Source organism: Herminiimonas fonticola, assembly GCF_003293745.1.
Classification (GTDB): Bacteria; Pseudomonadota; Gammaproteobacteria; order Burkholderiales; family Burkholderiaceae_D; genus Oxalicibacterium; species Oxalicibacterium fonticola.
Genome location: NZ_PTLZ01000001.1, coordinates 570,796 through 591,705, shown reverse-complemented (window position 1 = coordinate 591,705; position 20,910 = coordinate 570,796). Strand labels below are relative to the sequence as shown.

The window sequence follows — 20,910 nt, the reverse complement described above, 5'->3', positions numbered from 1 at the left end:
CACCCGTTCTGTAAATGATGTGTGACCCATGCGCCTTTTATTAAGCAACACGGATTCCTTATGAACGATCAACAATTACTGCGTTACTCGCGCCACATTCTGCTCGATGAAATCGATATCGAAGGCCAGGAGAAGTTGTTGGCCGCGCATGCATTGATCATAGGTGCAGGCGGTTTGGGTTCTCCTGCCGCGTTCTATCTCGCCTCGGCCGGCATAGGCACCATTACGCTGGTCGACGATGACACAGTTGACCTGACCAATCTGCAACGCCAGATTCTGCACACCACAGAACGCGTCGGGCAAGCCAAGGTTTTATCGGGAGAGCAGACGCTGAATGAAATCAATCCGACCATACAGATTGTCGCATTGAAGGAACGTGTATCCGGCGAACGCCTGGATGAACTGGTGCGCAATGCATCGGTGGTATTGGATTGCAGCGACAATTTCGCCACGCGGCATGCAGTCAATCGCGCCTGCGTTGCGAATCGCGTGCCACTGATTTCTGGCGCAGCGATCAAGTTCGACGGCCAGATCAGCGTGTTCGACAAGCGCGATGAAAACGCGCCCTGCTATTCCTGCCTGTTCCCGGAAGATCAGCAATTTGAAGAAGTGAATTGCGGCACCATGGGTGTATTCGCGCCGCTGGTTGGCATCATAGGCAGCATGCAAGCTGCTGAAGCATTGAAGGTCGTTGCAGGCATAGGTGAATCGTTGTCCGGTCGCCTGCTGTTGCTCGATGCGCGCACGATGGAATGGAGCAGTATCAAGTTTGCACGCAATGCCAGCTGCAGCGTCTGCGGGTATACGCACTAAATTCAGATATTCATTCAGCTACAAGTAAACCGGCAAAACAGTTTGAGTTGCAGCCTCACTACAACTCAAACTCGACATTCACGCTTTAAGCCAGTTGCTCGTACATCCCTGTAATCCTGTCCATTGTTTCCAGAATACGTTCGCTGGTAGTTGCCACATTCGTCGCAAAACGCACCTTGGTTTCCACACTATCGGCACTGCTCTTCAAGGCTTGATCGAAGAAGAACCATTGCTGTTGCGCCAGCATGATTTCTGCATTGATGGCTGGCGTATTCTTGGGTGAACTGTATAACTCCGTCATCGCCAGCAAAAATTCGTCTCGCGCCTTGGCCAGATTGATCAACGCATCGGACGAGGCGACACCCCAATTGATTGCTTGATAAAACTTCGCCATACGTTGCGACAACATGCGCTGACGCCCCGAAATATTGACCAGTCGCGCCGCCACCGAACCGGATGATTTTTCCAGTTGAACCGTGGAGGCATGTGCCAATGCCAGGACTTGCTCATTGACCACCATGATCGCTTTCGCATCCTGACGATTCGGTGTATTGCTCACCAACATGGTCTTGTAAGTTGCCCAAGCCTTTCTCAGATCCGCCAACGTCACCTTATTCTCCGACGTCGGGGCATATACCTCCAGCTCAACGAGTTGACGCTCAAACAGCGCAACGGAAGCACTGAATACTTTTTTCGAACGCATCAAATCGATAGACTGGCCAATCTGCAAATAACTCTTGGCCAAGCGCTGCGACAGCATGCGCTGGCGGCCGGATTTATTGATGGCATCATTAATGTGCGTGATGGGCCCATCCGCATAAGCGGTGGGAAATACCAGCAAACTCGCGCTGGTAGCCAAACTGGCTTGGAGAAAGTGACGCCTGTTCATTTTTTTCCTTATTATTTAGGGCTGCAGTCGAATCGCGTAACGAGGCAGGACCGGCATAGATATCTGACTGCAAAAGATGTGCCAGCGGCACCCTCCCACACAATACGAACCCCAACCCATCACTCCCCAGCCATCGCCAAATTGGTGCGTGATCAAGCTTGGTCGGCATGCCCTTGCACCAACAAAGACGGGCGAGCACCTTTACATAACTTTACCGCTCGCTAGCGTGACCGCAACAGAGCAGAACTACAGTAGCTACATGCCTGCGAAACACAGCAGGCACCACTTGATACACAAAGGAGTTTTGAATGAACAAGCAAATCCCAAGCAAGAAATCGGCTCTGGTGAAAAGTAGCTCACGCGGCCGCCGCATGATCATGATTACCGCCGGTGCTGCTCTGGTCAGCGCTCTTTCCATCGTCGGCGTCAGCTACGCGCAAGAAGGCCAGGCTCCGCAAACAGCGCAAGCTGAACGCCACTTCGGTCCGCACGGAAAAATGGATCCTGCACATGCAGAAAAACGCATGCAGCACATGCTGAAACGTTTGGTGCCAGATGCGACCGCGGAACAAAAAACCAAACTCAACGCCATTGCAAAAGCAGCCTTCAATGACTTGCGTCCAATCCAGGAAAAAAACCGCGAAGCACGTGCGCAAGGCGTGAAGTTGCTGGCTCAACCGACGATAGATCGCAATGCGCTTGAACAAGTCCGTCTAACGCAACAGCAATTGGCTGACCAGCGCTCACGTCGCGTCACACAGGCATTTGCCGATGCAGCCGAAGTGCTGACACCTGCACAACGTGTGAAAGCTGCGGAAGAAATTGGCAAACGCGGTCATGGCTTTGGTCATAGAGGTCATGGACCACACCACGATCAACGCCCTGGAAACGGCGAAGGTCGCGGTCCGGCACCAGCAGCAAAACCGTAAGCGATCATTTGCAGTGCACGCGCCAGCACGACCGGATGATCGGTCGTGCTGGCGCTTTTGGTTCTTTTAGTGATTCACCACATTATTTCATTCCGCAATCGCATCGAACGCATACCAGCGGAACCGGGCAACACGACATCGTTTTGATTACGAAATGGAATTACACTAACAAGATGACACAACGCCTACTGATGATAGAAGACGACCAACGCCTCGCCAGCATGGTCGCAACATACCTGAACCAGAATGGGTTCGACGTGCAGCACAGCGCGACGGCCAAGGATGGCTTGCAACAATTGCAGCAAGCCGATGCCACGCAAGCGTTCGCGATTGTGCTGCTGGATCTGATGCTGCCGGATGCGGACGGTCTCGATGTTTGCCGTCAGATACGCGCGCAGCCGCAACCAACCGGTGCACTGCCCATCGTCATGCTGACCGCCAAAGGCGATCCTATGGATAGAGTGGTCGGACTTGAACTCGGCGCAGACGATTACATACCCAAACCGTTTGAACCGCGCGAATTACTGGCAAGACTGCGCGCCGTGTTGCGCCGTCAACAAGGCGTGGCCACTAACGCCGACCGCGTATTGCGTTTCGGCCGTTTGGAAATCGATCTGGATGCACGCGTGATTCGCCTCGATGATCAAGACAAGCCGGTGACTGCCTATCAATTCAATCTGCTGGCAGCGATGGCTGATCGTGCGGGACGCGTTTTATCGCGTGAACAATTGATGGATGCCGTCAAGGGCGAACCGCTGGAAGCCTTCGATAGATCGATAGACGTGCACATAGGCCGCTTGCGCGCCGCAATTGAAGACGACCCAAAACAGCCGAAGCGCATCATTACCGTACGCGGCGCAGGCTATGTATTCGCAAAGGCGCAAGATGTCTGAACCAGCAACACAATCGCGTTTCAGCTGGTCGCACCGGCTTTACGTACGCATTTATCTGGCGATGCTGATCAGCCTTACTGTGGCTGGTTTATTGTTCGCTGCCGCGTGGCGCATGAATGCAGATTCACGCCAGATCGGCCCGAGTCTGGAATCCTTTGCGGCGATTGCCTCCGACGTATTACCACCACCCGAAGCAAGTAACGAAGAACAGCAGCAGGCACTCACGCGCTGGCAATCACGCATGCGCGCAGACCTGACTTTGTACTCGGCCAAACGTGAAAAAATCGCCTCGGCCGGACGCGAATTACCGCCGCTGGACGATACGCAAGTTACCAGCGGCTGGATGGGTGGCGGCCCGCCCGTCTTTGCAGTCAAATTGCCGGATGATAGATGGCTGGTCGGCCAGCATCCGGGACGACGCAAACCACCTTTCAGTTTTTTCACCACGCTGATCTTGATAGGCTTGGCGATAGGTATAGGCTCTTATCCCATCGTGCGTCGTTTGACACGTCGCCTGGAGCGTCTGCAAACCAGCGTAGAAGCTCTGGGCGCAGGTCAGTTATCGACACGGATTGCAGTCGAGGGCAAGGATGAAGTCGGGCGGCTGGCAACCAGCTTCAACCGTTCGGCCGCACGCATCGAAGCATTGGTCGATGCGCAAAAAGCCTTGCTGGCGAATGCGTCACACGAGTTGCGTTCACCATTGGCACGCATACGCATGGCGATCGAATTGATGGGTAGCGAGGCGCAACCGGAAATACGTAGCGAACTGAAACGCAATATAGGCGAGCTCGATCAATTGATTGATGAAATTTTGCTCGCCAGCCGACTCGATGCGACGGCCGACACTGCACAGGCATTTGAAAAAATCGATCTGACTGCACTGGTGGCGGAAGAGTGTGCACGCCTCGATGCACAGCTGGATGCACAGGCGATTGAACTAGCCGGCGATGCGCGTCTGTTGCGCCGCATGGTGCGCAATCTGCTGGAAAATGCCAAGCGCTATGGCAATGGCACACCGATAGACGTGAGCTTGTCGATACGCGGGAATAGTGTTTTGCTGCAGGTATGCGATGGTGGACCCGGCGTTCCGGCTACAGAACGTGAAAAAATCTTCGAACCCTTCTATCGTGTTGCCGGTGCCAGCGAGCGTGAAGGTGGTGTCGGCCTGGGTTTAAGTCTGGTGCGCCAAATCGCACGCCGGCATGGCGGCGAGGTTACTTGTGTCGCGCGTAGCGAACCCGGCAGTTGTTTCAACGTGAGCTTGCCGGCATAAATTTGCGCAGCAACGATCGTTTGTTCAGTTATTCCAGACGATCGTTGCCGGCAATGCGCCACGCAAGGCATTGCAAACCATGACCTCTTCTGCCCTGCGCAAGTCGTTCAGGCTTAATACCTTTTCTTCTGCATTCCACGCAGTGTCTTCCAGCAATACCGCGCGCATCACGCCGGGTAAAACTCCTACGCTCAAAGGTGGCGTGTACCACTGCCCATCCAGTTTGACGAACACTGTGCTGCGCCCGCCTTCCGTCAATTGGCCTTCTTCATTGCAAAACAATTGATCGAAGGCGCCCTGCTGCTCGGCCGCGCGCCATGCCGCATCGTAGCTGGTTCTGATCGTGCTCTTGTGTCGCAAGAAGAGGTCAGCTGCATCTGTTGCTGTCTGTGCCAACAGAATTTTTACCGGACTTGTTATTGCCGATAAGGGTGCAGTTTGAATGGCGTAAGTACCTTCAGATTGCAAGGCAAGACGCAGGCGATATGGCATCGCCTCAGGAAATTGCGAGCAGACATCATGCAAAGCCTTGCGTATCTTGGCTTCATCGGAGGCGAAACCGAAATACTCCGCTGAAGCGCGCAAGCGCTGCAAGTGCCTGTCCAGATAACGGCAACCGTCAGCGCGCGTCGCATAGATGGTTTCAAACAATTCAAACTCGGCAGGCATATTGATCAAGAAACCTGCCTTGAGACGGCATTCTTCATATTCAGCCAAAGCCACACTGTCATGCACAATGCCTGCGCCCACGCCCATTTCGCCCGGCCGAATTTGCAGTTCGTCTTGCGCCTGCAATTGCAAGGTGCGGATAGGCACGGACAAACAGAAATTGCCGACGACACGTGCCGACTGCGGTGGATCGAACCAGCCTATCGCACCGGTATAAATACCGCGCGGGTTGGCTTCCAGCTCGCGAATGATTTGCATCGTTCTATGCTTGGGCGCACCGGTAATCGAACCGCAAGGATACAAAGCGTCGAATATCTCAGGCAGCGCAATGCCGTCGCGCAGTTGCGCATGCACGGTCGATGTCATTTGCAGCACGCTGCTGTAACGCTGCACATCGAACAGTTTATCGACGACCACAGTACCCACTTCGGCGATACGTCCCAGATCGTTGCGCAACAGATCGACGATCATCAAATTTTCTGCGCGATTTTTTGGGTCGGCGGCCAAAGCATGTGCGGAAGCTTCATCCTGCTGCGCGTTACCGCTGGCAGCAGCTGTGCCCTTCATTGGACGTACAGTCAGCACACCATCATCATGCCGCACAAATAATTCCGGCGATAAGGACAGAACCGCACGGTCATCCGGCAACACGATCAACGCGCCATACGGCACTGGCTGACGTTCACGCAGACGGCGATATAGCGCATGCACGGAACCATACGCATCGAAGCGCAGACGATAGGTGTAATTGACCTGGTAGGTATCGCCTGCTGCGATGTAATCATGTATGCGTGCCAGTGCACTATCGAATGCTTCTTCAGTTATATCCGCATGCACATTCGCAATCCCGGCCGGTGATGAGGATTTATGCCGTGCAAGCCATGCACTCACCTGTCCGGCGGAAAGTGTGTCGCAACGCTCAAACAGCAAAACTTCTGCCAAAGGTAGTTCCATCGCATCCAAGCTACCTGCGTGCGGAGCAATGCCATGCATGGCGGCACCAAGCTCATAGGAAAACAGGCTGACCGCGAACTGGCCTTGCCGCAAAGCCTGCTGCATCTGTTGCAACATGGTTGGAAATTGATCTGCACTCTCGCAGATCAGAGTGCCTATATGTGAGGAATAGAGTCGCGAGCGCGGATCTGCCGCGCTTGCATCGGAATCGTCGAGCAGAGCAAAGCAGTCGGAGGATGGAGCTGCGGGAACAAACAGGGACATAAGTCAGGGCGAGCAATGCTGGGCAAGCCGCTATTGTACGACCAAGCGGCAAGAGCTTGCCGGAGTCGTCAGTCGGCTTGCACCAACCGACGATGAGCAGGATATTAAGCCAGCAACAACGCGATCTGCGCCGAGGCGTAAGTGGATGGATTTTGCTTGAAGCCGGTCTTGGCATAACGCTGCCAATGCCCCAGTACTGCACTCGCAATCAGATTGGCGCGCGCGGCGACTTCTGCTTCGCTCGCCTGACCCTGACTGGCCGCGACACGCAGCGCCTGCTTGATCGCCAGCTCTATGCGCTCGATGAATTGATTCATGCGTAGTTGCAGACGCTCATCTTCATTGACCAGTGCATCGCCTATCATCACACGCGTCATGCCCGGATTACGTTCGGCAAAGTTCAACAGCATGCCGACAATCGCCTGCACTTGCGACAAGCCGTTATCCTGTTGCTCGGTGATCTTGTTGATCAAGCCGAACACGGTCGATTCGATGAACTCGATCAAGCCTTCGAACATTTGCGCCTTGCTGGCGAAATGTCTATACAAGGCAGCCTCCGAAACTTCTACACGCGCAGCCAAGGCTGCCGTCGTGATTTTTTCTCCCTTGGGCTGCTCCAGCATCGTCGCCAGTGTCTGAAGTATTTGCAGCTTGCGTTCGCCTGGTTTGGTGGTTGCCATATTTTTTATAGGTAGGTAAGCAATCGGACTAGCGCAGTCGGTGCAACTTCCTGAATAGTTGCCCAACGGATTTTACTTTGACATCGACATAAATAGGGCGTTTTGTGCTCGCGACTGTTGCGTGCGTGCCAGTTGTGCCGCCTTTGATCGAATCGCTGGCCAGATATTGCGTTATCCAGGCTGTGTGCATGCCCAGCTCCTTCGCGCCTTTTAAATGCGCGACAGTGTCCTCGACCAATATGCAATCACGCGCCGCAATGCGCTCACGCGCGAGCAGCTTGCGCAGCATCTGCTTCGATGGCTTGGGACGCAAATGGCCATGCACGCGCATCGCCTCTATCGGTATGTGTTTGGCGAAATGCCTGTGCAAACCAAGATGCCGCAAGACATCGCGCGAATAACGTCGCGGCGCATTCGTCAGCAGGATTTTACGACCGGGAAGCCTGCGCAACAATTTTCCCAAACCTCGTTCCGCGCGTATCATCGTCGCCAAATCATCGAACTGATGCGCCTCACGCAAGAAATCCTCAGGCCGCACTTGATGATGATTTACCATACCGAGCAAGGTGGCGCCGTAGCGCTGCCAGTAAGCGACACGCGCAGCATTCACCGCAGCATCGTCTGCCGGAAAACCGCCTTTGTGCAGCACCTGTGCGATGAAGGCATTCATATTGAGATTGATTGCCGGGAAAATCGCATGCGACGCATCGTGCAGCGTATTGTCCAGATCGAACAACCAGGTCAGCTTACGCATGATGCAGTGATCGCATTATCAGCATAGAAAAAGGAGTTACATGCATCGTCATTTCGTTCTTGTTGTAAGTCTACTGTTCAGTTGCTTCTTCTCGTTCGCGCACGCGGACAATCGCGCTGATAACACTGCACTCAAAAATCCGACAGAAAACGTACACAAATCGACGGCGCCAAATCGTGGCGTGCTATACCGCGTCAGCCATCGCGGCAACACCAGTTATCTGTTCGGCACCGTCCACGTCGGACAAGCAGCATTCTACCCACTCGAACCACAAGTGACACGCGCCTTGTCGACAGCCGACACACTGGTGCTGGAAGCCGATATTCGCGACACCGCAATGCTGCAACAAGCCGTCATGCGACATGGCATTTATCCTGATGGGCAAACCATCGCCCAATACCTGTCGGCAGGCAGTCTGGAAAAACTCAAGCTAGCCTTGCAAGTCGCCGGCATTCCCTTTGAAAACGTAGCAAGAATGAAACCCTGGATGGTGACCAACCTGCTGATCGTGCAAGAAATGGCGCGCGCCGGATACCCGACCGAACAAGGTATAGAACTGTATTTTCTGTCTGTCGCACAAAAAGAGAATAAAGCCGTACAGCAGCTGGAAACTGCCGACTACCAACTCTCGCTATTCAACGGCCTGAGCGATGCGCAACAGGAAGAATATCTGCAGGAAAATCTCGCGCAGTTGGCAGACGGCAGCGCTATCAGGAAAGGACTAAGTTTGATCACCGCCTGGCAACATGCAGACAACCAGGCTTTGGAAGCTGCACTGATAGAGATGCAAAACGAAGTATCAACTTCAGCAAAATTCTTGCAGCGCGTACTGCTGGATGAGCGCAATCCGAATATGGCAAACAAGATTGAAGCGCTATTGAAAACCGACAAAAGGACTTTTGTCGCGGTCGGTGCATTGCATTTGATCGGCGCTCAAGGTGTGCCTGCCTTGTTGCAACAGCGCGGCTATAAAGTCGAGAAATTGTATTGAGTCGATATTCTCGTTAGCGCACAGCGCGACAAATATCCTGTCGACGCCGTGGCTTTTCTATCGATTCGATTCAAAAATTTGACCGTTAGTGCCATCGCTTTTGGTCAAATTTACTTCGTTCAACGCAATTGCAACGCAGCCTGCTGGTTCGTCCCGGACAGTTTAAAGACGCCGACGACATCGTTTAATTTGTGCGCCTGATCCTGCATCGCTTCGGCCGCTGCGGCGGCTTCTTCAACCAATGCGGCATTCTGCTGCGTCACTTGATCCATCTGCGCGATTGCCTGATTAACCTGCTCGATACCTGCACTTTGCTCTCTGCTTGCCGCAGTGATTTCAGCCATGATGTCGGTCACACGTCTGACGCTACTGACGATTTCATTCATCGTGGCCCCGGCTTCAGCGACCAGTTGGCTACCTGAATCGACCTTGCTGACCGAGTCGCCAATCAGACTCTTGATTTCCTTGGCTGCGGAGGCCGAGCGCTGTGCCAGATTTCTCACTTCGGTTGCGACGACGGCAAAACCACGGCCCTGCTCACCGGCACGCGCGGCTTCGACAGCCGCATTCAAGGCAAGAATATTGGTCTGGAAGGCGATACCGTCGATCACACTGATGATATCGACAATCTTCTTCGACGACTCTGTGATTGATTCCATTGTATCGACCACACGCGCCACAACTTCACCACCCTTGAGCGCGACGTCAGATGCCTGCGCTGCGAGTTGATTGGCTTGTTGCGCGTTGTCTGCATTTTGCTTGACGGTGGAAGTTAGTTCTTCCATCGACGATGCGGTTTCTTCCAGCGAACTTGCCTGCTGCTCGGTACGCGATGACAGATCCAGATTACCGGCTGCAATTTGTACCGATGCGGTGGCGATGGTATCGGTACCGACACGCACTTCACCCACCACTTTCGCGAGACTGTCGCGCATACTCTTCATTGCAAATAACAGACTGTGGCTGTCGCCCGGCTTGGTTTTGACATCTACTGTCAAATCGCCGGTAGCTATATCTCCAGCGATTGCAGCCGCGTAGCCCGGTTCGCCACCGAGTTGTTTGATCAAGCCACGCGAAATCACCATGCCGATTGCAAAAAGGATTACGGCCAGAATCGCCGCACCTATAGAGAAATAAATCAGCCGCTGCACGATCGTCGCTTCGACCGTATCCATATAGACGCCAGAACCGATGATCCAGCCCCAAGGTTCAAAACCTTTGACGTAAGACACTTTCGGCACAGGTTCAGGATTGCCGGGTTTGGCCCACATATATGGCAAGAAACCCGCACCTTCCGCCTTGACGATTTTGACGAATTCCACGAACAGATGCTTCCCGGTCGGATCTTTATTCTCTGTCAGATCCTTGCCATCCAGCGCGGCATTGATCGGATGCATCAGCATGCGCGGTTGCATGTCATTGATCCAGAAATACTCGTTACCGCTATAGCGCAAACCCTTGATCGTTTGCATCGCTTGCTGCTTTGCCTCGGTTTCAGTCAGCGTGCCTTTGCTCGCCAACTGTTGGTAATAAACGAGTATCCCGTGTGCAGCTTCTACCACCTGGCGCACATTGCTTTTTCGTTCTTCAAGGATGAGTTTTCGTTCTGAAACCAGGGACAAGGCAGTCAGGATAATAATGCCGAGAATGGCGCTGGCGATAAGCAGCCCGAGCTTTTTGGCGATCGTCATTGAACTGCGTTTTTGCAGGCTGGACATAGTAATCTCCAAAATTTTAATTATTGTTGTACCGCGTCGGCATCTCGCGCGATCCAGTCAATTTGATCGCGACCACCAGTCATAAATGTTCAGTTGAAAAGCGCAAGAAGGAATTGAAATCCTGTATTGCGCAATCCTTCCATCTAACGACATGCCTTGCAGTATTGCTGACAGAAGGCAACATTAATATCCCATGTTTACGGAAGGAAAGAACAACATTTCATTTGGAAAGCATATAAAAAATTAAATACGGCAACACTTTTTATCCTTGCCCCAGTTCAATACATTTATCCTTTACTCAATATTTCCCAGCGGAAATTAATTAACCCGATTTCAGCAATTAATATCGCAGGGCGAAGCATGCGCAAACCTTGAGCCCAACAAAAAAGGCGTGTCGACTATCAAGTCGACACGCCTTTTTGCAAGTAAAACGCTAAAGCGGAATTCTGTTTAGTGCGAACGGATCATCGTACCGAAAGCCTGTTCAGTCAGCACTTCAAGCAACAGCGAATGTTCGATACGGCCGTCAATGATATGCACAGTATTGACGCCCGATTTCGCGGCATCGAGTGCCGAAGAAATCTTCGGCAGCATGCCGCCAGAGATGGTGCCATCGTCGAACATTTCGTCAATCTCACGTGCCGACAAATCGGTCAGCAAATTGCCCTGCTTGTCCTGTACGCCGGCGATATTGGTCATCATGATCAGCTTTTCGGCTTTCAGGATTTCTGCAATCTTGCCTGCGACCACATCGGCATTGATGTTGTAGGCCTGACCGTCATCACCAAAACCGATAGGTGAAATAATCGGGATGAAAGCATCGTCCTGCAAGGCTTTCACCACCGCTGGATTGATCGCGTCAATGTCACCGACGAAACCGAGGTCGATAAACTGACCCGGGTTTTCCTTGTCCGGCATTTTCATTTTGCGTGCGCGTATCAAACCGCCATCTTTACCCGTCAAGCCGACAGCCTGACCGCCGTAGTGATTGATCAGCATCACGATATCCTGCTGCACTTCACCGCCCAGCACCCATTCAACGACTTCCATCGTTTCTTCATCGGTGATGCGCATGCCTTGGACGAAGGTGCCTTGCTTGCCGATTTTTTTCAGTGCGTTGTCGATTTGCGGACCGCCGCCGTGGACCACGACCGGGTTCATGCCGACCAGCTTCAACAGGATTACGTCGCGTGCGAAGCTGTGCTTCAGGCGCTCTTCGGTCATCGCATTGCCGCCGTATTTGACGACGATGGTTTTGCCGTGGAATTTGCGGATATACGGCAGCGCCTCGGCCAGGATTTGCGCCTGTATTTGTGGCGAAACTACAGTAAGATCGGCATTCGTGTCAGTCATGGCAAGTCCTGAAAATAGATGACCGCGATTTTACAGTGAATGCCGAATGTTTTCCCGGCTCTTGTCTGGATTCCCGCAAATTTTCCGCATACATATTGCACGATTGACAAAATGCGACAAAAACCCGGAATCATGCACGGCTGTCATTCTGCCAATTTCTCAAGCAATGACTACGCTTTACGCCCCACTTTGAAGCAGGATCGGATAAACAATGAGCCAGTGCTCACAATGCGGTATTGAATTTTCTTGCGGCATGGTCGATGCAGTCTCGACGCAACAGTGTTGGTGTACCGCCTTGCCGACGGCAAGCAAGTCTGAGTTGATATTGGATGCAAACGGCCGGGCAAAAACCTGCATGTGCGAAAAGTGTTTGTCCGCCCTGCGTGCATCACGTGCGCAGCATCTGCAGGAAGAAAAGATATCGCTAACAAGCTAACGCGATGCGGGTGTATCGTACCTAGACGGCGGCGGCACTGCATTCACGCAGTTCCTGCTTGGGGAAAGCTTCCTTGATTTTAGCGACGCTGTTCTTCGCCGCAACATCCAGTCCACGCAGCTGAAACGCCACTTTAGTCGTGCTTGGCGTATGCGCACCCACGCGTGCACTACGCACACCTTTTTGATTCAACGCAGCGAGTTGATTGCGTGCGGCTTCCTCGGATTTGAATATCCCCAGCGAAATCCCCCATTGCAAGGGTGAATTATCCTGAATGACAAAGAAATCCTGCACGCCCAGGCGCTTGAGTTCGCCGGCTTTTTTATCGGCCGTTTCTTTATTGGCCAAAGGCGGGATGTAGACCATGTGTCTTGCATTTTCCGGGATAGCACGGCGCGTCAATCTATCGCCTAGCGATAGTCCAGCCAGTTGTGTTTCGAATTTTTTCGCTTCAACCGTATCGAAATTGCCAACCTCCGCGCATGCCAGCCCATTCGACATCTTGTCTGCACGCGCCAGATTCTTTTCCGGCTCAGCTGGCGCGACAACTGCTGCAACTTTCGTTTCCGATTTTGCGCTGGCTTTATCGTCGGCAGCTACTGCCACTGTCGTTGCAATCAATTTGAGCTTATCGGCATTCAATTGCTGCGTCAGCCGCGATGGTTCGCGGCTCGATGGCGACAAGGTATCCAGATAGCCTTGCTGATAGGCGAACAAACCGCCGTTGATCAATAACAGTAAGCCGAACAGAATTTTTAGCATGTAGGTAAAGTTTGAGTAGCCACAGTATGTAAACCGATCAACACCAGATTATCGACGCGCTGATAGGCAATTGTTAGCTGCGGCGCAATCAGATCCGCTGCGCCGCCAGCCAGAATACAGGAAACCGCGTCGTTCGGATGCGCGTTTGCGTGCGCCGCAAGCGCACGTTCTATCGCACCCGCTTGCGCTGCCAGACAACCGCTGACTATCGCAGCATCCGTATGATCGGCAAACGGCTGCGATGCATTCGCATGCAAGGCAACTTCCGGCAACTGCGCAGTATTTTTTGCCAGCGAGGACGCCATCAAACCCAGGCCGGGCAAAATCATGCCGCCCACAAACGTGCCATCTGCATTCACGGCATCTATCGTGGTCGCCGTACCGCAAGTCGCGACTACCAGATTTTTATTCGGGAACAAGGCATGCGCACCTATTACGGCAGCAAAACGGTCGCTGCCGAGTTGCGTCGGATTCTGATATTGGTTGCGCACGCCGCCCAATACGGCGGCAGATGCAAACCATTCCATCGCGACCGGCTTGATGCCGGTTAAGTGTGACACCGCTTTTTCGAGTTCCTCGCGCATGCTTGCGCCAGCCACATTCGACAATAGAATACGGCTGATCTTGAAGTCGCGCCATGCCTGCGCCAGTTGCGCGACATCGGCGCGCGCCACACTGCCGGAGGCATGCCAGTTGTCTGGAATCGGTGCGAGGGATCTATCGACCACCGCCCATTTGATACGCGTATTTCCTGCATCGACCAATAACAGCATCGCCCTATTCCTCCGTGTATTTCTCTTTGTATTTCTCTTTGTATTTCTCTGTGCGTTACTCTGCAACTCGCAACGATACATCGCCAGCGACTATCACAATGCGACCCTGTGCCGTATCCAGCAACAAGCGACCCGCGTCGTCGACGCCAGCTACTGTTCCGCTATGCAGAATTTTTCCCTGATCCAGAATATTCACGCTGCATCCGGCGTAAGCATCCAGCGCATTCCACGCTGCTGCAAACGCAGCAAATCCATTTTGTTCAAACTCTGGCAAGGCGACACTAAAGCGATTCAGCAAAGCGGCCATCAGTTGTACACGTTGCGCTACCAACGCTGGTGCATCGGCCACTGCTCGACCGAGTTGTTCGCTTAATTGCTGTGCATGCGCAAGATTGATACCGATTCCTATGATGGTCCAGATCGCTGAGCGATCCGTTTTATCCGCGGCCGTTTCGATCAATATGCCGGCCAGCTTGTCGCCATCTTTTAATACATCGTTAGGCCATTTCAGCCCCGCAGTCACGCCGAATGATGTCAGCGTTTCCGCCACGACAACACCGACTGCCAGTGGCAAACCCGCCAGCGCCTGAACTGGCAAGGCAAATTTCCACGCAAGAGAAAATGTCAGCGTAGAGCCGGCAGTCGAATGCCAGCTACGCCCTGCCCTACCTTTGCCGGCAGTTTGCAACTCGGCCCACAACAAGGTCGGGCCGGCGAGTCGCGCCACGTCGGCCAGCAAATCGACATTGGTCGAACCCGTCTCGGCGACGATGCGGATGGCAATATTCTGTGCACTGGGTTCGCACAATGCGGCCAGATTTTGCGATGCGTTGGTCAATGTCATGTGCGCATTGTAGCGGGATGGTTACACAGACGGAACCAATGCAGCTAATGGATGTGCGGTGCCGTACGTGACGCCCGCGCGTTTCTCCCTTACACTTCCCGCATGCCCAACGATGCATCTCCTACTCTCAGTTATACACCGAACGACAATGCTACTGCGACGCTAGCGGGATCGTGGCAGGTTCGCGCACTGGCAGAAGGCAACACGATGCAAACCATCACTGCGGCGCTGCAACCCATTTGCAAAGAAGCCGATGTACGTTGGGATCTGTCGCAAGTGACCGCGCTGGATTACATAGGCGCACAGTTATTATGGGATGCGTGGGGCAAAAAACGTCCGGCGCAATTGACGCTGGCACCGCAACATGAAAATTTTTTCCATAGACTGGAAGAAACCGGCACCCTGGCTCTAATAAGGCCGCCGAAAAAATACTGGTACGCACCCACTTCCCTGCGGCAACTCAAGGACAAGTTGCTGGATCATCTGACCGGCTTCGTCAGCCTGATCGGCCAACTGGTAATTGATCTGGGTCGCTTCGCAAAAGAACCTGCACGTGGCCCGTGGAAAGAAATTTCCGCGAATATTTTTCATGCCGGTTACCAAGCATTAGGCATTACTGCGCTGGTGGGATTTTTAATTGGCGTGGTGCTGTCTTATTTGTCGGCACAACAATTGCATCAGTTTGGTGGCGATATCTTCCTCGTCAATATTCTGGGCATGAGCGTGATACGCGAGCTTGGCCCCTTGCTGGCAGCAATTCTGGTGGCAGGACGTTCCGGTTCTTCGATTACGGCGCAACTCGGCGTGATGCGCGTCAATGAAGAACTCGATGCAATGCTGGTAATGGGCTTGCAGCACGGATACCGGCTGATCATGCCGAAAGTCATTGCGCTGGCGATAGCCATGCCCTTGCTGGTGGTGTGGACAGATGCGATGGCCTTGATAGGTGGCATGGTCGCGGCTCATCTGGAACTTGGTTTATCGTATAAATACTTTATTCGCGAATTGCCGGATGCCGTGCCATTGGCAAATTACTGGATAGGTTTGGGTAAAGGCGTCGTATTCGGCGGCTTGATTGCATTAGTCGCCTGCCACTTCGGCTTGCGCATAGAACCGAATACGGAAAGCCTGGGCGAAGGCACCACCATCTCCGTCGTCAGTGCGATCACCATTGTGATTCTGGCGGATGCGGTGTTTGCCATCATCTTCAGCGGAGTGGGGTTTTAATGGAGCAACCGGAAAACATGATGGACTGCCCCGCGGCAGAAACGAGCGCCCAGCCCATCATCCAGATCGAAAATCTGTGCACCAAGTTCGGCGATGTCGTCGTCCATGAAAATGTAAATCTGAGCATCAATCAGGGCGAAATCGTTTCGCTAGTGGGCGGCTCCGGTTCAGGCAAAACGGTTTTGTTGCGGCAGATGCTGGGCTTGAATCATCCGGCGAGCGGTACAGTTCGCATTTTCGGCGAAGACATCAACAGGATCAGCCAGCAAGAGTTGCAAAAACTGCGTAACCGCTGGGGCATGCTGTTCCAGCACGGCGCACTGTTTTCGGCCTTGACGGTGTTCGACAACGTGGCACAACCCATGCGCGAATTGCGCGTACTGCCCAAGCAATTAATACGCGAAGCTGCAATGTTGAAATTGCAAATGGCAGGTATCGGCCCGGAACATGCGCTGAAGATGCCATCCGATTTATCAGGCGGGATGATCAAGCGCGTTGCACTGGCCCGTGCACTGGCACTGGAACCGGAATTACTGTTTCTCGATGAGCCGACCGCCGGGCTGGACCCGAATGCATCCGAGAGTTTTGTCGACCTGATACGCACCTTGCGCGATGAAATGCGTTTGACGGTAGTTATGGTTACGCATGATCTGGATACGCTGTTTTCGCTGTCATCGCGTGTCGCCGTGCTGGCTGACAAACACATCATTGCCTACTGCAAACCGGAAAATGTCGTCGAGTTCAAGCATCCGTTTATTGAAACGTTTTTTCGCGGTGAGCGCGGTTTGCGCGCCATCGAAGCAATGCCGGATACATCCGAAGAAAGTCGTCAGGAACAAAAGCAACGTCAACACCAGGACAGCGCATCGTGAACCAGCTGAAAAACAATTATGGAAAATAAAGCACACGCATTAATGGCTGGCATTTTCACGATCTTTCTATTGATCGCGGCGGTGCTGATTGCCATGTGGTTCAATCGCGATCGGGTAGAACGCGTTCCCTACGAAATCGCCACCACGCTGTCGGTACCTGGCCTCAATCCGCAAGCAGGTGTGCGCTATCGCGGGCTGGACGTCGGCCGCGTTGATGCCGTTCTGTTCGATCCGCAAAAACCTGGTCAGATCCTGATCCGTTTCAGCGTCTCGAAAGACACGCCGATCACGCAATCGACCTTTGCCACACTCAGCTATCAAGGTGTCACCGGTCTCGCTTACGTTCAGCTGGACGACGACGGTAGCAAGCCAACATTGCTGCCATCGACAGCGAAGAAAGTGGCGCGCATCGAACTGCGCCCGGGCTTCCTCGATACCTTGCAGATACGTGGCATGGAAATTCTCAAACAAACCGAAGTCGTGATCGGAAAATTCAACACTGTCCTGTCTGAAGAAAATCAGAAAGATATTCTGGCTGCCTTCAAGGACGTCAGCAACGCCGCCAACAAAGTCGGCAAGATTCCCGATCAGCTGGAACCTACACTCAAGAAACTACCTTCATTGACGCTGAAGGCCGACAACGCGCTGACATCGTTGAATAAACTGTCCGACGATGCAACGCGCCTGACCGGCAATCTGAATGAACTCACGACCAGACTGAATGCACCTGACGGTCCGCTGAACGGTTTCAATGGAGCAGTCAACAATATCGGCTCGGCCGCCTCTCGCGTCGAATACGAAGTCGTACCGCTGATCGATGAAACCCGCAGCACCATGCGCGCACTCAATCGCACGCTGGAAACAGTCAATCAGCAACCACAAAGCATCTTGTTTGGCACCACGCCGGCGCAGCCAGGACCGGGCGAAGCCGGCTTCACCGCACCTGCCAGTAAATAAAATCATTGCTCAAGGCTTACGATGAAAAACATGACATGCCGATTTTCTACAGCGCTCACTGCTGTGTTCATATTAAGCAGCAGCTTGCTGCTCGCAGCGTGCGCAACCGACCAGCAAGCTGCCGCGCTCTTCGATCTCGGCCCGCTGCGCTCACACACTCCTGTGAATGCAAGCGCACCGCTGCCGGCCCTCAGCATTGCCGACATCAAGGCACCGATCTGGCTCGACAGCCAAGCCATGTTTTATAGACTCAATTACGCCAACGACTTGCAACCACGTCCGTATTCAGCGAGCAAATGGACGATGGCGCCAGCCCAGTTATTCCTGCTGCGCCTGAAGTCGCGTCTGTCACAAGCTGGCGGCGTAGTGGTTCCGGCATCCGATGGTGCGGTCAATCTGCCAGTCTTGCGGATTGAAGCCGATGACTTTTCGCAAGGCTTCGATAGCGCAGGTAAAAGCAGCGCGAATATTGCGATGCGTGCATCGATATTCGACGGCCGTATTCTGCGTGCGCAAAAAATGTTTGTGAAACAAGTGCCGACAACCAGCGCAGATGCGCAAGGTGGCGCTGCTGCATTGGCAGTAGCGAGTGATGCAATCATCGATGAAATGACAGTATGGTTAGCGACACTGCCACCGAAAAAATAAACCCGCTGCCGCCGCTCGCACCGACGCCGCAAGCGTCGGCTTTTTCGCGTGGGGCCTTGCTGGCGTATCTACTGCTGATCGTCTATGCGAGCCTGTATCCATTTACAGGCTGGCAGAGCATGGGGCTGCCGCTGCAAACCTATTTGCTGGCTGGACTGCCACGCTACTGGACCGGTTTCGACGTCACCACCAACATCCTCGGCTATATTCCGCTCGGCATCCTGACTGTTTTTTCTCTGCATCCAAAAATTCGGCGTAGCGCCGCCGTCATATTGGCACTGCTGTTAGGCATCGTATTGTCCGGCGCAATGGAAGCAACGCAAACCCTGTTGCCGAATCGCGTCGCGTCGAATCTGGATTTCGTCACCAACAGTCTGGGCGCATTGATAGGTGCGCTGATCGGTAGCGCCAGCAGTCATCTGGTGCTGGAACGCAGTCGCTTGCGTTACTACCGACAGCGCTGGTTCTCTGCGCAAGCCAGTCGCGGCTTGATCATTTTTGCACTGTGGCCTTTGGCGCAGATTTATCCGCAAAGCTATTTATTCGGTAACGGGCAAATGCTGCCGATTTTGTCTGACTGGTTGTCGCTGCTGCTGGAAACGCCTGTCGATCTGGGCAGTTTATTGCGCAATGGTGCACAACTTTCAGTCGAACAATACTGGCTGGCCGAGACGATCATTACTGCATTGAGCCTGAGTGGCGCCTTGCTGGCTTTGCTCAGCATGTTGCGCGACAAGGCTCCGCGCACACTTTTGCTGCTTGCATTATTGATCGCGGCACTGGCAGTCAAAACGCTGGCTACCGCTTTATTCTTTACACCGGACAACGCCTTCACCTGGATCACGCCGGGTGCACAAGGCGGCGTGCTGCTGGGAATGGGATTGCTGACCGGCTTTGCTTTCCTGCCGCCTTCTGCGCAAAGACGCAGTGCCGTCGCCTTGTTGATTGCCGCGCTGATCGCAATCAATCTGGCACCGACCAATCCCTATTTCATTGCCACGCTGGAAACCTGGGTGCAAGGGAAATTCCTCAACTTCAACGGTGCAGCACAATTTCTATCGCTGCTGTGGCCGCTTGCGGCTCTGTGGTTCCTGCTGCATGCGAGCCATCGCGTGAAAGCAAAATGATGCGGGTGTATCATTCCGGTCTTTGAGGAACACCCTGATGACCGAAAACAAACAACATTTTGGCCAGCATCTTTTCATTTGCATGAATCAACGCGACGATGGCCGCGAATGTTGTGCTGAAAAAGGTGCGCATGCCGCGCAACAACACCTGAAAGCTCGCATCAAGGAACTCGGCTTGAGCCGCAGCGGCGATGTGCGCATCAATCAATCCGGTTGTCTCGGTCGCTGCGAAGAAGGCCCGGTGCTCGTGATTTATCCGCAAGGCACCTGGTACACGTATATCGACAATCACGACATCGATGAAATCATCGATGAACATCTGGTCGGTGGAAAAATCGTCGCCCGCCTGAAAATCTAAAGTTCTTCACTCGATATTCAAAATGCAACACCGTCATTCAAGATAAAACATGAACGCCCAAACCCAACGTTTTTCCCTGCAAGGTGCAGCCGGCGCACTTGAATGCGCCTTGGATCTTCCTGAAACGACACCGCGCGGCATCGCCCTGATCGGCCATCCGCATCCGCTGTTCGGCGGCACGATGGATAACAAGGTCGTGCATACGCTGGCGCGCGCATTCGTGGCGCTGAACTACGCGGCGGTGCGCATGAATTTTCGCGGCGTAGGCGCTTCCGAAGGTGCATACGATGAAGGAGTGGGCGAAACCGACGACATGGCGCAACTGCTGGCGCATATACGTGGGCAATATCCGGCTGTGCCGTTTGCGCTGGCTGGCTTCTCTTTCGGCACCTTCGTGCAAACGCAATTGCAAAAACGTCTGGAAGAACAAGGCACCCCCGCCGAACGTCTGGTACTGGTCGGTTCTGCGCCGGGCAAATGGCCTTTGCCTACCGTGCCTGCCGATACCATTCTGATTCATGGCGAGTTTGACGAAACGATCCCTCTGACGAATGTATTCGAATGGGCGCGCCCGCAAGATCTGCCGGTAATCGTGGTGCCTGGTGCTGATCATTTTTTTGGTCGCAAGCTGCATCACATCAAAAATCATGTCATCGCATTGTGGCGAGCTTGATGGAACTTGTTTCCATCTATGTCCGTCCAAGTGCCGCAAGTCTATAATCA

22 protein-coding genes are annotated in these 20,910 nt (G+C 53.5%); 13 read left to right on the top strand and 9 right to left on the bottom strand.

Annotation, left to right across the window (positions count from 1 at the left end; all coding sequences use genetic code 11):
* Window positions 1–60: 60 nt before the first annotated feature.
* A complete protein-coding gene (locus Hfont_RS02985) occupies window positions 61–813 on the top strand; it encodes a HesA/MoeB/ThiF family protein (RefSeq protein ID WP_112990732.1) in 753 nt (250 codons plus the stop codon).
* A gap of 85 nt (window positions 814–898) precedes the next feature.
* Here Hfont_RS02985 and Hfont_RS02980 read toward each other — a convergent pair whose 3' ends face one another.
* Window positions 899–1,702 carry a type IV pili methyl-accepting chemotaxis transducer N-terminal domain-containing protein gene (locus Hfont_RS02980; protein ID WP_112990731.1) on the bottom strand — a complete coding sequence of 268 codons (804 nt, stop codon included), beginning with the start codon at window positions 1,700–1,702 and terminating at the stop codon, window positions 899–901.
* Window positions 1,703–2,010: 308 nt separating this feature from the next.
* Here Hfont_RS02980 and Hfont_RS02975 point away from each other — a divergent pair, with 308 nt between their 5' ends.
* The 3 genes from Hfont_RS02975 (at window position 2,011) to Hfont_RS02965 (ending at window position 4,800) form a co-directional block, all read left to right on the top strand.
* Window positions 2,011–2,631 (top strand): Spy/CpxP family protein refolding chaperone, encoded by a 621-nt coding sequence (locus Hfont_RS02975; protein ID WP_112990730.1) that lies wholly within the window; start codon window positions 2,011–2,013, stop codon window positions 2,629–2,631.
* A 173-nt stretch (window positions 2,632–2,804) separates the two neighbouring features.
* The gene (locus Hfont_RS02970; RefSeq protein WP_241522989.1) at window positions 2,805–3,524 is read left to right on the top strand and encodes a response regulator; all 720 of its coding nucleotides are present in this window, start codon (window positions 2,805–2,807) and stop codon (window positions 3,522–3,524) included.
* Window positions 3,517–4,800 (top strand): sensor histidine kinase, encoded by a 1,284-nt coding sequence (locus Hfont_RS02965; RefSeq protein WP_241522988.1) that lies wholly within the window; start codon window positions 3,517–3,519, stop codon window positions 4,798–4,800. The genes Hfont_RS02970 and Hfont_RS02965 overlap by 8 nt, the downstream gene beginning before the upstream one ends.
* Before the next feature lie 24 nt (window positions 4,801–4,824).
* On the opposite strand, the gene pabB is transcribed toward Hfont_RS02965, so the two are convergent.
* From pabB to Hfont_RS02950, 3 genes are all read right to left on the bottom strand, one after another.
* Window positions 4,825–6,687 carry an aminodeoxychorismate synthase component I gene (gene pabB / locus Hfont_RS02960; protein ID WP_112990729.1) on the bottom strand — a complete coding sequence of 621 codons (1,863 nt, stop codon included), beginning with the start codon at window positions 6,685–6,687 and terminating at the stop codon, window positions 4,825–4,827.
* 104 nt (window positions 6,688–6,791) lie between these two features.
* The gene (gene slmA, locus Hfont_RS02955; protein WP_112990728.1) at window positions 6,792–7,367 is read right to left on the bottom strand and encodes a nucleoid occlusion factor SlmA; all 576 of its coding nucleotides are present in this window, start codon (window positions 7,365–7,367) and stop codon (window positions 6,792–6,794) included.
* 28 nt (window positions 7,368–7,395) lie between these two features.
* Window positions 7,396–8,121, bottom strand: coding sequence for a pyrimidine 5'-nucleotidase (locus tag Hfont_RS02950; protein WP_112990727.1), 726 nt, complete (start codon window positions 8,119–8,121; stop codon window positions 7,396–7,398).
* A gap of 40 nt (window positions 8,122–8,161) precedes the next feature.
* Here Hfont_RS02950 and Hfont_RS02945 point away from each other — a divergent pair, with 40 nt between their 5' ends.
* Complete coding sequence (locus Hfont_RS02945) at window positions 8,162–9,112, top strand: TraB/GumN family protein (protein WP_112990726.1); 951 nt, start codon at window positions 8,162–8,164, stop codon at window positions 9,110–9,112.
* A gap of 119 nt (window positions 9,113–9,231) precedes the next feature.
* Here Hfont_RS02945 and Hfont_RS02940 read toward each other — a convergent pair whose 3' ends face one another.
* Window positions 9,232–10,803 (bottom strand): methyl-accepting chemotaxis protein, encoded by a 1,572-nt coding sequence (locus tag Hfont_RS02940; RefSeq protein WP_112991668.1) that lies wholly within the window; start codon window positions 10,801–10,803, stop codon window positions 9,232–9,234.
* Window positions 10,804–11,280: 477 nt separating this feature from the next.
* Window positions 11,281–12,183 (bottom strand): acetylglutamate kinase, encoded by a 903-nt coding sequence (argB, locus tag Hfont_RS02935; RefSeq protein ID WP_112990725.1) that lies wholly within the window; start codon window positions 12,181–12,183, stop codon window positions 11,281–11,283.
* A 211-nt stretch (window positions 12,184–12,394) separates the two neighbouring features.
* Between argB and Hfont_RS15295 the strand changes: the two genes are divergently transcribed.
* Window positions 12,395–12,619 (top strand): cysteine-rich CWC family protein, encoded by a 225-nt coding sequence (locus Hfont_RS15295; RefSeq protein WP_112990724.1) that lies wholly within the window; start codon window positions 12,395–12,397, stop codon window positions 12,617–12,619.
* 21 nt (window positions 12,620–12,640) lie between these two features.
* On the opposite strand, the gene Hfont_RS02925 is transcribed toward Hfont_RS15295, so the two are convergent.
* Genes Hfont_RS02925 through Hfont_RS02915 form a run of 3 tightly spaced genes read right to left on the bottom strand, consistent with a single transcriptional unit; the run spans window position 12,641 to window position 14,998 of the window.
* A complete protein-coding gene (locus Hfont_RS02925) occupies window positions 12,641–13,381 on the bottom strand; it encodes an SPOR domain-containing protein (RefSeq protein ID WP_112990723.1) in 741 nt (246 codons plus the stop codon).
* Window positions 13,375–14,154 (bottom strand): type III pantothenate kinase, encoded by a 780-nt coding sequence (locus Hfont_RS02920; protein ID WP_112990722.1) that lies wholly within the window; start codon window positions 14,152–14,154, stop codon window positions 13,375–13,377. Before Hfont_RS02920 ends, Hfont_RS02925 begins: the two co-directional genes overlap by 7 nt.
* A 55-nt stretch (window positions 14,155–14,209) precedes the next feature.
* Window positions 14,210–14,998 (bottom strand): biotin--[acetyl-CoA-carboxylase] ligase, encoded by a 789-nt coding sequence (locus Hfont_RS02915; protein WP_112990721.1) that lies wholly within the window; start codon window positions 14,996–14,998, stop codon window positions 14,210–14,212.
* Between the two features lie 102 nt (window positions 14,999–15,100).
* Between Hfont_RS02915 and Hfont_RS02910 the strand changes: the two genes are divergently transcribed.
* Genes Hfont_RS02910 through Hfont_RS02880 form a run of 7 tightly spaced genes read left to right on the top strand, consistent with a single transcriptional unit; the run spans window position 15,101 to window position 20,860 of the window.
* Window positions 15,101–16,225, top strand: coding sequence for an MlaE family ABC transporter permease (locus Hfont_RS02910; RefSeq protein WP_112991667.1), 1,125 nt, complete (start codon window positions 15,101–15,103; stop codon window positions 16,223–16,225).
* Window positions 16,226–16,242: 17 nt separating this feature from the next.
* A complete protein-coding gene (locus Hfont_RS02905; RefSeq protein ID WP_241522987.1) occupies window positions 16,243–17,097 on the top strand; it encodes an ABC transporter ATP-binding protein in 855 nt (284 codons plus the stop codon).
* Between the two features lie 18 nt (window positions 17,098–17,115).
* Window positions 17,116–18,054 (top strand): MlaD family protein, encoded by a 939-nt coding sequence (locus Hfont_RS02900; protein WP_112990719.1) that lies wholly within the window; start codon window positions 17,116–17,118, stop codon window positions 18,052–18,054.
* 21 nt (window positions 18,055–18,075) lie between these two features.
* Complete coding sequence (locus tag Hfont_RS02895) at window positions 18,076–18,702, top strand: ABC-type transport auxiliary lipoprotein family protein (protein WP_241522986.1); 627 nt, start codon at window positions 18,076–18,078, stop codon at window positions 18,700–18,702.
* Complete coding sequence (locus tag Hfont_RS02890; RefSeq protein WP_112990718.1) at window positions 18,672–19,829, top strand: VanZ family protein; 1,158 nt, start codon at window positions 18,672–18,674, stop codon at window positions 19,827–19,829. The genes Hfont_RS02895 and Hfont_RS02890 overlap by 31 nt, the downstream gene beginning before the upstream one ends.
* A 37-nt stretch (window positions 19,830–19,866) precedes the next feature.
* Window positions 19,867–20,187, top strand: coding sequence for a (2Fe-2S) ferredoxin domain-containing protein (locus Hfont_RS02885; RefSeq protein ID WP_112990717.1), 321 nt, complete (start codon window positions 19,867–19,869; stop codon window positions 20,185–20,187).
* A gap of 49 nt (window positions 20,188–20,236) precedes the next feature.
* Window positions 20,237–20,860, top strand: a complete 624-nt coding sequence (locus Hfont_RS02880; RefSeq protein ID WP_112990716.1) for an alpha/beta hydrolase — start codon at window positions 20,237–20,239, stop codon at window positions 20,858–20,860.
* Window positions 20,861–20,910 lie beyond the last annotated feature (50 nt).